At 71.3% G+C, this 13,377-nt stretch carries 12 protein-coding genes and 2 tRNA genes; 2 read left to right on the forward strand and 12 right to left on the reverse strand.

Translation table 11 applies throughout. The features are described from left to right. Positions 1-71: 71 nt before the first annotated feature. From GUI43_RS20025 to GUI43_RS20045, 5 genes are all read right to left on the reverse strand, one after another. Positions 72-266: a hypothetical protein gene (locus GUI43_RS20025; protein WP_030331904.1), complete on the reverse strand. Its 195-nt coding sequence runs from the start codon at positions 264-266 to the stop codon at positions 72-74. 37 nt (positions 267-303) lie between these two features. Further along, positions 304-1,086 (reverse strand): SDR family oxidoreductase, encoded by a 783-nt coding sequence (locus GUI43_RS20030; RefSeq protein ID WP_112583947.1) that lies wholly within the window; start codon positions 1,084-1,086, stop codon positions 304-306. Positions 1,087-1,165: 79 nt separating this feature from the next. Further along, positions 1,166-1,819, reverse strand: coding sequence for a GAP family protein (locus tag GUI43_RS20035; protein WP_112699504.1), 654 nt, complete (start codon positions 1,817-1,819; stop codon positions 1,166-1,168). 51 nt (positions 1,820-1,870) lie between these two features. After that, a complete protein-coding gene (locus GUI43_RS20040; protein WP_112583945.1) occupies positions 1,871-3,259 on the reverse strand; it encodes an MFS transporter in 1,389 nt (462 codons plus the stop codon). A 59-nt stretch (positions 3,260-3,318) separates the two neighbouring features. Next, complete coding sequence (locus GUI43_RS20045; RefSeq protein WP_112583944.1) at positions 3,319-3,579, reverse strand: hypothetical protein; 261 nt, start codon at positions 3,577-3,579, stop codon at positions 3,319-3,321. Positions 3,580-3,797: 218 nt separating this feature from the next. Here GUI43_RS20045 and GUI43_RS20050 point away from each other — a divergent pair, with 218 nt between their 5' ends. Continuing rightward, positions 3,798-8,270 carry a cation-translocating P-type ATPase gene (locus GUI43_RS20050; protein WP_112699505.1) on the forward strand — a complete coding sequence of 1,491 codons (4,473 nt, stop codon included), beginning with the start codon at positions 3,798-3,800 and terminating at the stop codon, positions 8,268-8,270. Between the two features lie 12 nt (positions 8,271-8,282). On the opposite strand, the gene GUI43_RS20055 is transcribed toward GUI43_RS20050, so the two are convergent. Beyond that, positions 8,283-8,585 carry a hypothetical protein gene (locus tag GUI43_RS20055; RefSeq protein WP_249037796.1) on the reverse strand — a complete coding sequence of 101 codons (303 nt, stop codon included), beginning with the start codon at positions 8,583-8,585 and terminating at the stop codon, positions 8,283-8,285. A 249-nt stretch (positions 8,586-8,834) separates the two neighbouring features. Here GUI43_RS20055 and GUI43_RS20060 point away from each other — a divergent pair, with 249 nt between their 5' ends. After that, entirely contained in the window at positions 8,835-9,635 is an 801-nt protein-coding gene (locus GUI43_RS20060; protein ID WP_112583942.1) for an MBL fold metallo-hydrolase, read from the forward strand. A gap of 205 nt (positions 9,636-9,840) precedes the next feature. Here the strand turns inward: GUI43_RS20060 and GUI43_RS20065 are convergent, their stop codons facing one another. The 6 genes from GUI43_RS20065 to GUI43_RS20090 form a co-directional block, all read right to left on the reverse strand. Next, complete coding sequence (locus GUI43_RS20065) at positions 9,841-10,239, reverse strand: CBS domain-containing protein (protein WP_283016237.1); 399 nt, start codon at positions 10,237-10,239, stop codon at positions 9,841-9,843. Positions 10,240-10,469: 230 nt separating this feature from the next. After that, a complete protein-coding gene (mraY, locus tag GUI43_RS20070; protein ID WP_112583941.1) occupies positions 10,470-11,573 on the reverse strand; it encodes a phospho-N-acetylmuramoyl-pentapeptide-transferase in 1,104 nt (367 codons plus the stop codon). Between the two features lie 373 nt (positions 11,574-11,946). Then, positions 11,947-12,022: transfer RNA gene (locus GUI43_RS20080), tRNA-Ala, on the reverse strand. Between the two features lie 41 nt (positions 12,023-12,063). After that, entirely contained in the window at positions 12,064-12,192 is a 129-nt protein-coding gene (locus tag GUI43_RS34310) for a DLW-39 family protein (RefSeq protein WP_209444550.1), read from the reverse strand. A 42-nt stretch (positions 12,193-12,234) separates the two neighbouring features. Beyond that, positions 12,235-12,308, reverse strand: a tRNA-Ile gene (locus tag GUI43_RS20085). Between the two features lie 151 nt (positions 12,309-12,459). After that, complete coding sequence (locus GUI43_RS20090) at positions 12,460-13,374, reverse strand: DUF3566 domain-containing protein (protein ID WP_112583940.1); 915 nt, start codon at positions 13,372-13,374, stop codon at positions 12,460-12,462. Positions 13,375-13,377: the final 3 nt, after the last annotated feature.

Below are 13,377 nucleotides of genomic sequence, written 5' to 3' on the forward strand. Positions count from 1 at the left end.
GACGCTGAACCGCCCAGCGGCTCCCCGACCCCCCGGTGACGCCACCGGCCCGGGCCGGATCGATCCGGTGCTCAACTGCCGGCGAGGAAAGCGTTGTCGCGCATGAAGGAGCGGTCGCGGGCAGCCGCCAACTCCTCCTCGCGCTGGGCCTTGGCCCGTTGCAGCTCCAGATCCTCGAAGGCGTGCCGGACACCCAGCCGGATCACGCCGTAGAGGAAGACGAAGCCGAAGACGTAGAGGATCACAGTGGTGACGACAGCGAACATGGCGTCACCGTAAGACGAACGTGAACCGTTGTTGCTCTCATTTCCGGCCGGTTCCCCCGTACGTGTCGGCCAGGTGGTCGGCCCAGGTTCGTACGCCCCGGGGCAGCGCCTCGGTGGCCAGACCACCGGCCCGCAGTTCGCGACCGAGTCGGCCGGGAATCCGCACCGGCAGCAAGGGTCGGCGCGAGCCTCGGGCCGCTCGCCAAGCCCGGGCGGCCTCGTCGAAGCGGAGCACCTGCGGCCCACCCAGCTCCTCGACGCCGCCCAACGGGCCGGCGACCAGTCGGGCCGCCAGCCGCGCCGCCACCTCGCGCGGGTCGACCGGTTGGGCGAGCACCGCCCGGTCCCCGATCACCGGGCCCAGCCGCGCGCTGGCGGTCAGCATGTCGTCAAGGAACTGGGGAAACTGGGTGGCCCGCAGCACCGACCAGGGCACCGGACCGGCCGCGATCACCTGCTCGGCGGCGAGCTTGTGGCGGTAGTACGGGATCGGCACCCGATCAACCCCGACGATCGAGATGTAGACGATGTGCCGGACACCGGCCGTGCCGGCGGCCACCACCAGTCGGCGGGTGCCCAACACGTCCACCTGGTAGGTCTGCCGACCCCGAGGCGCGGATGCCAGGTGCAGTACGGCGTCCACCCCGGTCACCGCCTCGGTCAGCCCGTCCCCGGTGGCCAGGTCGGACACCACCCACTCCACGTCCGAGCCGGCGGGCGGCCTGCGGCTGGTGGCCCGGACGCTGATCCGATCGTCGCGCAACCGGCCCAGCACCGCACGGCCCAGATTGCCAGATGCCCCGGTGATCAGAACCTTCATCTCGTCCTCCTGCGAACCCGTCCGACCCTTACCTCGTGCCGACGAAACGACACGGCATCCCGTGACGGCGGGTGGCCACTCACCCCGATCGAATCAGGTCCAACACGGTGAGCAGCGCGAAGAACGCGATCACGATCTCGTTGACGATCCAGGCGTGCCCCTCGGCCCAGTTCCGCATCCGGGTCAGCACCCGCGAGGCGCTACTCCCCAGCAGCAGCAACGCCAGCAGGGGCAGCGCGAGCAGGAGCACTGTGAGCAGCACGAACGGCACCAGGTGCCACCACGGCAGATCATGTCGGGCCACACTCGCCCCGACGGTGGCCATGGTCAGGTCGTCGGTGGGCGTCGCCACGAAGAGCAGCGCACCCAGCCGCAGCGCCTGCGGCGGACCGGCATGCTCGATGCTCCCCAGCCAGCGCGGCGGTCCCGAGCGGTCCCGGCGCACCCAGATCAGCACGGCCAGGCACACCAGCAGAGCCAGCACCACCAGGTCGATGGCGGGGCCGCGGTCGACCTTCCCGGCGACGGCACTGGCGTCGGCGGCCACCCCACGCACCAGCTTGGCCAACAACCAGGCCACCGTCACCCCGGCGGCGACCACCAGCCCCGCGCCGGCGAGGAAGCCCAGCGACGCCGCCCGGGGCCGATCCGACGAAGCCAGGAAGACCGCCACCACCAACTGCGTCCCGGCAACCATGACCACGGCGAGGGGCAGCACGGTCAGGAAGTTCATCGCCCGCCATCCTTCCGGCACGAGCGGGCGGGACGCGGCGGAATCCGCGGATCACCCGGCCTGTCGCACACCCCCGTCCACCACGACCCGGCCGGCGAGCAACGCCCCGAGCAGCGCCAGCCCCGCGGTCACCACGAGCGTCGTCGTGTAGCTGGCCGGGCCCGGCGCGCTTCCTGCCGCCAACACGGCCCCGGTCAGCGCGAGCACTGTCGCCGCGAAGAGGGAGTCGCTCAGTTGCAGTGACGAGCTGTTGCGGCCCTGCTCACCCGGCGCGGACAACTCCAGGGTGAGCACCGACAACGGCGGATAGAGCAACCCCATGCCCAGACCGGCGATCGCCCAACCGGCCACGGCGACGGCCACCGGCAGCTCGGGCCGGACGGCCAGCGCCACAGTGGCGGTGCCGACGGTGATGCAGCTCAGCCCGGCGCGCGGCAGGCTGGCCCGCGACGCCGGCACCGGGATCCGGCCCTGCAACCAGGAGCCCGCCGACCATGCCAGCGCGCCGACCGTGAGGACCAGCCCGGCCGCGGTCGGCGAGAGGCCCCGTTCCCGGGAGAGCATCAACGGGATGACCACCTCGCTGCCGACGAAGGCCGCCGACGCCAGGCCACGCAGCCCCACGACGGTGGGCAGCCCCCGTGCTGCCCGAAGGAACCCGGCCGGCAGCAGGCGTGGGGCACAGACCAACAGGCCGACAACGGCGAACGCGACCAGCACCAGGGCCGTGGCGCCGCGCTGCTGCCCCCCGATGTGCAGCAGTGCGGCACTCACCGCGGCCCCGCACGCCCAACCGATCCGCGCCGCCGCACCCGTCGGCGGGCTCGTCGCCGCACTCCGGCCCAGCGACCGCAGGCCGGGATGGATCAGCAGCCCCGCCGGCACCGCCACCGCCGGCACCGCCAGGAAGACCCACCGCCAGCCCAGGTGCTGCACGATCAGGCCGGCAACCGCCGGCCCGACCAGCGACGGTACGACCCACGCCGCCGCGAACGCCGCGAAGATCCGCCGGTGCAGGTCCTGCGGGTACGCCTGCCCGACAATCACGTAGAGCGCCACCGAGAGCAGCCCGGAGCCGAAACCCTGCACGACCCGCCCGACGACCAGCGCGCTCATCACGGGGGCGGTCCCGGCGATCAGCAACCCGACCACGAACCAGGCGACGCCGTGCCACATCGGCCCCTTCGGACCCCGGGCGTCGCACCAGATGCCGGAGACCACCATGGCCAGCACACCGGTGGCGAACGGGCCACCAAACGCGATCCCGTAGAGCGCCAGCCCGTCCAGGCTGCGCGCGACGGTCGGCATTGCCGTACCGACCGCCAACGCCTCGAACGCGAGGAGTGAGATCAGCGCGACGCTGCCCACCGTCATCGCGCGCAGCCGGGGTGCGAAGAGTCCCGGTGCGGCGGGTGTGGCGGTGACGGCTGTGCTCGGCATCGACCGAGCATGCGACTTCAACCCTGATTCATGTCAACCGTCCGGTGACCCGGCTCTCGTCAGGCGTCCTGCAGCGCCTCCCCGACACCGCGCACCAGTCCGGAAAAATGCTGGTCTGCCAGCAGGTGACCAGCGGTGATCACCACAGCGATCGGCCACTCGATGACCTGTAGCGCGGCGAGCACTCCGAGCCCTGCGTAGTAGGCGACCTTGTCCGGTGGCGGCACCGCCACCTCGCCCAGCATCGGCAGTTGCACCCGCCGGTTGTACATCTTGACGTTCTCCCGCGAACCGTTGAGATGTCGCGTCAGCGTGCTCATGCCGGCCTCCCCATGTCCGGTGATGGTCGTCGGGTTCCACGGCCCATCCCGTCCATGCGCCAGCGACGGCGCAAAATTCCGCCGCTCAGGGGGCATAACGGATGGCAGGTCGGGAAGCCAGGCCGCCGGACGTGAGTGCGGTGGGAGGACGACATGGCCAAGGTCAGGACGAGCGGCAACAGGGAGCCGGGCCGGCGCCCGTCCACCCGTACGCCTCGATGACGGCGGCGGGCCGCGCTGCCGGCCGCATCCTGCCGTCCTTCGGTGTGCCGCACCTGGTCGGAGAGGCGTCCCGGTCGGTCAGCTCGGCCGCAGTCCGGCTGGCCCGGACGGCCGGGCTGACGCGGCGTCGGGTCTGGTCCCGGCCGGGCCGGCACCACATCGAGGTGCACGGTGTCTGCCAGGACGGTGGCAATCGGCTGGCCCGTCAGGTGGAGGACGCGCTGGAGCAGATGCCCGGGGTGGCCTGGGCCCGGGTCAACGCACCATCCGGCCGGGTGGTGGTCGCCGTCCAGACCCCAGAGCCGACGTTGCGCGACCTGATCGCCACTATCGACCGCGTCGAGCGGACCTGCGACCACGAACCCGACCCGGAGATCCCACCGCCGCACCCGCCGGAGGAAGGGCCGCGCACCCCGCGCACCCTCGGCGCGCTCGCCTCGGACGCACTTGGCCTGACCATCTCGGCGGCCACCCGGATCCTGCCGTTCGCACCGCTGCCCGGTGAGGTGGCCGGCCTGCTCTCCGCAGTGGATCTCCAGCCGAAACTGCATGAGTTCATCGGCAAACGCCTGCGCTCCGACCCGCGCGCCGACATCCTGTTTCCGCTGGCCGAGGCGGTGGTGCAGGGCTTGACCGGCCGCTGGACGGGCATCGTCCTGGACGGCGCCCAACGGGTCGTGCAGTGGGGTGAGGATCGGGCCCAACTCTCCGCCTGGGAGAAGGCCGAACCACGGCTGACCGGCGACGCCGAACGGGCCACCGCCCGCTGGCCGGTGATCGAACGTCCACGGCTGAAGCCGGACGGCCCGGTCGAGCGGTACATCAACCGGATGCTCGCCGCCGGCGCGGCCGCCGGCGCGGCGGCGGTGCCGTTCGCCGGGCCGAAGCGGGCCACCGCGCTGGGCCTGTCCGCGCTGCCGAAGGCGCCGGGCAGCGGCCGCGAGGGGTACGCGGCTCAGCTCGGCCGGATGCTGGCCCGGCGTGGTGTGATCGCGATGGACCGGAGTGTGCTGCGCGAACTGGACCGGATCGACACGCTCGTGCTCGACGCCGCCGTGCTCGGCTCGGACCGGGGCGTCCTGGCCGATCTGGCACCGGCGTCCGACGCGGACGTCGACCAGGTGGCCGAGCGGGCCTTCGCGTTGTTCGACCCGGACGACCCGGCCGCTTCCCGTACGGCGGACGGCTGGCGGCTCGGGCCGCTGGACCGGATGCCCGCGAACGATCCGGACGACATCCCGGACGCGGCCCGGCTGCGCTCCGCCGGCGGGCAACTCCTCGGCCTCGCCCACGGCGACCGGCTCGCCGCCCTGTTGCGGGTCGAGCCGGAACCCGCGCCCGGCGTCGACGGCCTGCCCTCCGCCGCCCGACACGCCGGCCTGCGGCTGGTCGTTGCCGGCGGCGACGAGCAACGGTACGGCTTCGCCGACGCGATGCTCCCCGGCGGGGACCAGTTGGCCGAGTCGGTACGCGCGTTGCAGCGCGACGGCGCGGTGGTGATGCTGGTTTCCGCGGACCGGAAGGCGCTCGGCGCGTCCGACTGCGGTCTCGGGTTCGCCGCGCCGGAGGAGCTGCCGCCGTGGGGCGCGCACCTGCTGGTCGGTGCCGACCTGCGAGTGGTGGCCCTGGTGATCGAGGCGACCGGGGTGGCTCGGCGTACGGCCCAGCAGAACATCCGGCTGGCCATGGCCGGCACCGGTCTCGGGGCGCTGGGCGCGTTCACGGCCCCGCCGACCGAGCTGCCCGGCCGGGCGCTCGTCGCGGTCAACGGCGCGGCCGGGCTGGCCTTCGCCAACGGGGTCTGGCAGGCCCGCCGGTTGCACGACCAGTCGGACACCCCGGCGCCCGTGGCAACCGCCTGGCACCTCATGCCGGTCGGCACCGTGCTCGACCACCTGCGCTCCACCCCCGACGGCCTGGGCAGCGCCGAAGCGCAACGCCGACACCACGGCGCCGGCGGAAACGGCAATGCCGGGCCGGGGAGCGGAGGGCTGCTGCGTGCCTTCGTGGACGAGTTGTCCAACCCGCTCACCCCGGTGCTGGTGGCCGGGGCGGTGCTCTCCGCGTCGTTCGGATCGCTGGTCGACGCCGCCCTGGTGGGCAGCGTCGTCGGTGGGTCCGCCCTGATCGGGGCGGTGCACGAACGCAACACCGAACGGTCACTGGCCGAACTCCTGTCCCGTTCGGCGGTGACCGCACGGGTCCGCCGCGACGGGGCCGAGCAGGTTCTCGCCGCCGAGGACCTGGTCCTCGGAGACGTCATCACCCTCGAACCGGGTGACTCGGTGCCCGCCGACTGCCGGGTGCTCGAGTCGGTGGGTCTGGAGGCTGACGAGTCGTCGCTGACCGGCGAGTCGCTGCCGGTCGCCAAGTCCAACCGACCGGTGGTGGCCGCCGCCATCGCCGACCGACACTCGATGCTCTACGAGGGCACCACAGTCGCCGCCGGGCACGGCACTGCTGTGGTGGTGGCGACCGGGTCGGACACCGAATCCGGCCGCAGCCTCGCCCTGGTCAAGCAGGACCCGCCGGCCAGTGGAGTGGAAGCTCGGCTCGGCTCGTTGACCAGCGCCGCGATCCCGTTGGCGGCTGGTTCCGCCGTGGCGGTGGCCGGCGCCGGCCTGCTTCGAGGCGTACCCCTGGCCGAAACGGCGGCGACCGCCGCGAACCTCGCCGTGGCGTCGGTGCCGGAAGGGCTGCCGTTCCTGGTCAGCGCGGCGCAGCTGGCCGCGGCCCGGCGGCTGGCCGAGCACGGCGCGTTGGTCCGCAACCCGCGCACCATCGAGGCGCTGGGCCGGGTGGACGTGCTCTGCTTCGACAAGACCGGCACCCTCACCGAGGGCCAGTTGCTGCTAGCCGGGGTCGGCGACAGCGTCGGCGACCGGTACGCCCCGCTGGACCGGTTGGACGACCGGCTCCGGATGACGCTGGCCGCGGCGCTGCGGGCCACCCCCGCCGCGAAGAATCCGGAGGAGTTGGCGTTGCAGACCGACCGGGCGGTCCGGCGGGGGGCCGGGGAGGCCGGGGTGGTGGAGCAGACCGGCGCCGCCGGGTGGCGGGCCGCCGGAGGGCTGCCGTTCGAGCCGTCCCGCGGCTACCACGCGAGCATCGGACAGACCGACGGTCACCTGTTGTTGAGCGTCAAGGGTGCTCCGGAGACGGTGCTGCCGCGCTGTTCGTCCCGACGCATGGACGGTCGTCAGGAGCCGCTGGACGACGCCGGCCGCGCAGAGCTGGAGCGGATGCTCGCCGACCGGGCCGGCGCGGGAAACCGGATCCTGGCCGTCGCGGAGTGCCCGGTGAACGATCCGACAGTGACCGACTCCGACGTTCGAGGGCTGACCTTCGTGGGCTTCCTGGCCCTCGCGGACGGTGTCCGGGAGAGCGCCGCCCCGGCGGTACGCCGAATCCGGCAGGCCGGCGTGCACACCATCATGATCACTGGTGATCACCCGGCCACCGCCGAGGCGATCGCGGCCACCATCAGCGAGCACGACGAACAGCGGGTGGTCACCGCCGCTGAACTCGACCAACTGGACGACGACGCGCTCGCCGAGCGGTTGGCCAACACCGACGTGGTGGCCCGCTGCACCCCGGCCCACAAGGTGCGGATCATCCAGGCGTTGCAGAAGTGCGGGCGGACCGTGGCGATGACCGGCGACGGTGCCAACGACGCCCCGGCGATCCGGCTGGCCGACGTCGGCATCGCCCTCGGCCAACGGGGCACCCCGGCCGCACGGGCCGCGGCCGACCTGGTGGTCACCGACGACCGGCTGGAGACCATCATCGCCACCCTGATCGAGGGGCGGGCCATGTGGTCGTCGGTACGGCACGCGCTCAGCATCCTGGTCGGCGGCAACCTCGGCGAGATCGCGTTCAGTGTGCTCACCGCCGCGGCGACGGGCCGCTCCGCGCTCACCGGACGACAACTGCTGCTGGTCAACCTGCTCACCGACCTGGCGCCGGCGCTGGCCATCGCGGTCCGGCCACCCGCGTCGGACCGCACCGACGCGCTGCTGCGGGAGGGCCCGGACAAGGCGCTCGGCGAGAGCCTCACCAGGGAGATCGGGCTGCGGGCGGCAGCCACCACGCTGGGCGCGACAGCGGGCTGGACGTTGGCCCGCTACACCGGACGCCGTCAGCGGGCCGGCACTGTCGCCCTGGTCTCCCTGGTCGGCACCCAACTCGGGCAGACCATCCTGGCCGGCGGCACCAGCCCGGCCGTGCTGGCCTCCACGGCGGCGTCACTGGGAGTCCTGGTCGTGGTGGTGCAGACCCCGGGGGTGAGTCAATTCTTCGGCTGCACCCCGCTCGGGCCGGTGGGCTGGACCATCGGGGCCGGTTCGGCGCTCGGCGCGACCTTCGCCAACGGCGCGCTCACCAAGCTGATGGAACACCTCCCGGAGGCCCGTCCCAACCGGTCCGGCTCCGGTGCCGAGCCCGCGGCGGACGGTGGTTCCGCCGACTGACCGTCGGCGCCACTAGCGGGCCGGGAAGGCCTCCCGCACTGGGCCCGACTCGGCCCAGCAGTGGCCGCCCCGAAACTCGACGCCTGGGATGTTGTCGACGAGTCGGCTGATGTCCGCGACGCTGCCCAGCGAGGCGGTCAGGTCGCGCCGCAACTCCTCAGTGGCCGTGTCGAGGTCGTCCTCCTCGGTGGACCAGTCGATCCCGGCGGATCGCAGATCGGCGACCGCGTGACCGGTCACAGCAGCCGGATCGGTGACCACCACGTCGACACGGCAGTACAGGTGCAGGATGACGGGCTCCGGCTGTTCGTTCACCGCTGAATCATGGCGAGCGCGGTGCCGGGTGGAAAGCCGATTCCTCGGTGCTGGTGGTCCACCGAGCCACCAGCACCGACGCGGACTTCTTGCTCGGGCTGGAGTTGATCCTCGACGGCGTCGCCGTCCGGATCGCGCGCTCCGACCCCTGACCCCGCACGCGTGCTCTGGTCGGCACGTCAGCGGTGCCGGGAGTGAGCCGCATGCCTACGGCTCATCGGGGTACCGGAGCCGGAGGAGGTGGGCACGATGGCGGAGCAACCCCAGGTCACGTTCATTGGTACCGCGACGACGGTGCTGCGGATCGGCGGCTTCACCCTGTTGACCGACCCGAACTTCCTGCACCGGGGTCAACGGGCGTACCTGGGCAAGGGGTTGTGGTCGCGCCGACGCACGGATCCGGCGCTGCGGATCGCCCAGCTCCCGGAGCTGGACGCGGTGGTCCTCTCCCACCTGCACGGCGACCACTTCGACCGGGTGGCCCGTCGGGAACTGGACCGCGAGCTGCCCATCGTCACCACCCCCGCCGCGGAACGCAAGCTGCGCCGCTGGGGCTTCCAGGCCGCCCAGGGCCTGCCGACCTGGTCGTCGCGAGAGCTGCACCGCGACGGTACGACAGTGCGGCTGACCTCGATGCCCGGGCAGCACGGGCCGGGCGCACTGGACCTGCTGATGCCCGACGTGATGGGCACGATGATCGACGTGGAACGCTCCGGGCGGCGGGAGTTCCGGCTCTACGTCACCGGCGACACCCTCAACCGGCCGCTGCTCACCGCCATCCCCGAACGCTACCCGGACATCGATGCGATGCTGATCCACCTTGGCGGCACGAAGGTCGCCGGAATTCTGCTCACCATGGACGCCCGCCAGGGTGCGAACCTGGTGGAGTTGGTTCGGCCGAAGCTGACCGTGCCGATCCACTACGACGACTACCCGGTGTTCCGCTCACCGCTGGCACACTTCGTCGACGAGGCCCGCCGCCGAGGTTGGGCAAAGCAGGTACGCACCATCGCCCGTGGCGAGACCGTCCCGCTCACTCCGCCCGCCTGACCGCACTGCCGGCTCCGGGGGCTCCGAGGGCTCCGGGGCCAGATGGCAAAGAGCGGTATACCTCAGAGTCATATTCATACCCCAGAGTCATAACGCTCGCACCGAATACCTCGCCCCACCCCGACCTGCCGGCACGGACCGCCGGAGTACGCGAATCGCCGCCTGCCGGCGAACCGGCGGCGGCGATCATTGACAGGCGCGAAGGTCAGCTGCGCTCGGAGATGGCCTCGATGAGGTCGCCGACCGGGCGCTCCGGAAGGGAACGGGCCACATCGGCCACCGCCACGATGCCCACCAGCTCGTGGCCATCGATCACCGGCAGCCGGCGTACCTTGTGCTGGCCCATGGTGCGAAGGATCTCGGCCGCGTCGTCGTCCGCGCCGATGGTCACCGCCTCGCCCTGGGCCAGCTCACCGGCCGTCACGTTGGCCGGGTCGCGGCCCTCGGCCAGCACCTTCACCACGATGTCGCGGTCGGTCAGCATGCCCTTGAGCCGGTTGTCGTCGCCGCAGATCGGCAGAGCACCGACCCCCAACTCGGCCATCCGCTTCGCGGCCGACTTCAGGTCGTCCTGCTCGCGGACACAGGTCACATCGTTCGTCATGATCTCGCGTGCCGTAGGCATTGGTATGACACCTCACTTCCGGGGGGTTGTTGCCGTTTCTCCTACCCCGGTCGGCGCCTGCCATGCCGCCCGCTGTGGTCGGCCCTGCAGGCTCGTCTGCGGACCGTTACGTGCCACGCCTCGCTCGCGGCATCAGGTCCTGTCGCAGGGTCTTCAGCAGAGCTGCGTGTCGGGCCGTCGGTGGCGCGACAAGGCTTGTCGCGTGGCTCTTATCCAACGACCGCCAGAAAATCCGAGTAGAACAGGCCCAAGCCGACCGCCACGCAGACGCCGGCCACGATCCAAAACCGGACCACGATATTGACCTCGCTCCATCCGGCCAGCTCGAAGTGGTGGTGCAACGGCACCATCCGGAAGACGCGTCTACCGGTGGTCCGGAACGAGACGATCTGGATCACCCAGGTCGTCGTGATGATGACGAAGAGCCCGCCGATCATGATCGAAAGCAGCGTGGTGCGGGTTACCACCGCGAGCCCGCCGATCAGGCCGCCGAGTCCGAGCGCGCCCACGTCACCCATGAAGATCCGCGCCGGGGACGTGTTCCACCACAGGAAGCCCACGCAGGCGGCGGCCGCCGCCGCCGCGATTATGGCGATCTCCAGGGGATCCCGGACCTGGTAGCAGTAGTCATTCACGCGGCCGTACGCGTCGTCGGCGCACCAGTGCCGGTACTGCCAGAAACCGATCAGCGCGTACGCGCCGAGCACCAGGATCGACGCGCCGGTGGCCAGGCCGTCGAGGCCGTCGGTGAGGTTCACGCCGTTCGACATCGCCGTAACCACGAAGACGATGACCATGACCGCGCCGACCTTGCCGACGTCGAGCCAGCTGATGTCGCGGATGAGCGAGATGTGCTCGCTGGCCACGGTCTGGCCGTTGGTGCTCGGCACGTAGAGCGCGGCGATGCCGAAGCCTGCGCTGACGATGGCCTGGCCGAGCAGCTTGCCTTTGGCGGACAGTCCGTCGGAGTTGCGCTTGCGCACCTTGAGGAAGTCGTCGAAGAAGCCGACCGCACCGCAGAAGACGAACAGGCCGAGTAGCACCAGGGCCGTCATTGTCGGGCCCTCCTGCGCGATCTGCCGCTCGGGCAGGGTGGTCAGGGCGATGTGCCCGGCGACGTAGGCGAAGACGGTCGCCACGATGAAGACGACGCCGCCCATCGTGGGCGTGCCCTTCTTGCCCTGGTTGCTGGCAAGCCCGATGGATCGGATCGGCTGGCCTGCCTTGAGCGCGGTGAAGACGCGAATCGCCACCGGCGTGCCGAACAGGGAGATGATGAACGCGACCGCGGCCGCGACGATGACCGCCCTCACGGGCGAACCTCCACGCGATCCGGACTTCTCACGGCGTCCCCACCGAGCTTCCAGATCAGCGCCTGACGTCTCGACCTGAGCTGGCGGTGCAGATAGTCCTTAGCGAAGTCATGGATCATGAGGCATGAGCTTGCCATCCGACGGAGAGCAGAACAGCCCGGGACCTCACAGCGCCGTGGTCCGTAAACTCGCCGACGCGCATCCGACGACGATCTTGCAGGCCAAGCCCGCTTGACCCGCTGGAGGAATCCGGAGGTGTTGCTTGGGGGCCCTGACCGGTAGATGCCAACCGAGGGAAGATCATTCCTGAGGTGTGCCGGATCTCTGCCCGATGATCTCGAACTTAGCCCCGGTGCAGCTCACAGGCTGTGCGTGGTGGAGCCCAGGGGACTCGAACCCCTAACCCCTGCCTTGCAAAGGCAGTGCTCTGCCAGTTGAGCTAGGGCCCCGTGGGTGGCTTGGCGATGATCGCTCGTCGCCGGGCCGAACGTCAGCGCAGGTCGGGCGCGGTGGTCGCCTCGTGCCACAGGGCACGCTCATCGTTCGACGCCTTGATCTTGTTGAACACGACGGCAGCCACACCGACGACGCCAGCCAGAATCAGCAGCTTCTTGAACATGGGGCGACCCCTCGCGCTCGACTACCGTCGGACGACATGCGGTGGGGCTAGATGGAATCGAACCATCGACCTCAGAGTTATCAGCTCTGCGCTCTAACCGACTGAGCTATAGCCCCGCGTTGCGACGAGCAAGATTAACCCATCCGCTCCGCCGGCCCCAAATCGGGGTCCGCGCTTGCGAGCCAGGCCCGTCGCCGCCTGCAAAACCTACCCGAGTACGGGACGCCGGAGCGACCGCATTCCGCGGTGCCCCGGCGTCCCGGTCACTCAGTCCCGCTCGGCGAGCGTCAGCTCGATCCCGCCGACCAGGTCGGCGCAGACGTTGTAGACGAACGCGCCCAGGGTGGCCAGCGCGGTGAACAGCACCACGTTGACCAGGCCGATCAGCGCAGAGCTGAGAATCACGCCCTTGGCGGTGATCTGGAAGCCGCTGGTGCTCTGGCCGCCGCCCGCGTTGACCAGGTCACTCAGGCTCTCGTTGACGCTCTGGAACACACCCATCGCGTCCAGCGCCAGGTAGAGCACCGAGGTGGCGACCACCACGACGATGAAGAGCACCACCGACACCGCGAATGCGAACTTCATCACGGACCACGGGTCGATCCGCTTGAGGTTCAGCCGGGCCCGACGCGGTCCGCGGGAAGCGGCCGAACTGACCGACGTACGCGCCGCACGCACCGCGTCACCGACGCGGGCTGCGCCGACGGCCGACGCGTTGCCGATCCCCGGTGGCAGGCCACCACCGCTGGCCGGGCGGCCGGCGGTGGCGGACGTACGCGCCGCGTCCGGCTGCGGCTGGGTCATCCCGGGTGTGATCCGCGGCTGGGTGCCGGTGGACCCGGTTGACGCCGCCTGACCCGGCCGGAGACCGATCGGCTGGGTGGTCGCCGGACGTGCCGAGGGTGCCGCCGCCGGACCCGGAGGATTGGCGGCGGCCGACGTCGGCGCCTCGGCGCTGGGCGTCTCGGTCTTGTCGCCGGACTCGCCATCTTCGCCCGGCTGTTCCGGCGGGGGTGTCATACCTGGAGCCCTGGTGAACTTCGGGGCAGGCGCATCGGCGGGGACCGTCGCCCGGCCCACGGCCGCGCGGCCGGTCGCTGGTGTGCCGCCCTTGGCGGCCTCCTCGTCGACCGGTTTGGCCGAGGTCCCCGAGTTCCCCGACTTCGCCTGTGTCTCCGTCATTCA

The sequence above is a fragment of the Micromonospora noduli genome (genome assembly GCF_003264365.1).
Classification (GTDB): Bacteria; Actinomycetota; Actinomycetes; order Mycobacteriales; family Micromonosporaceae; genus Micromonospora; species Micromonospora noduli.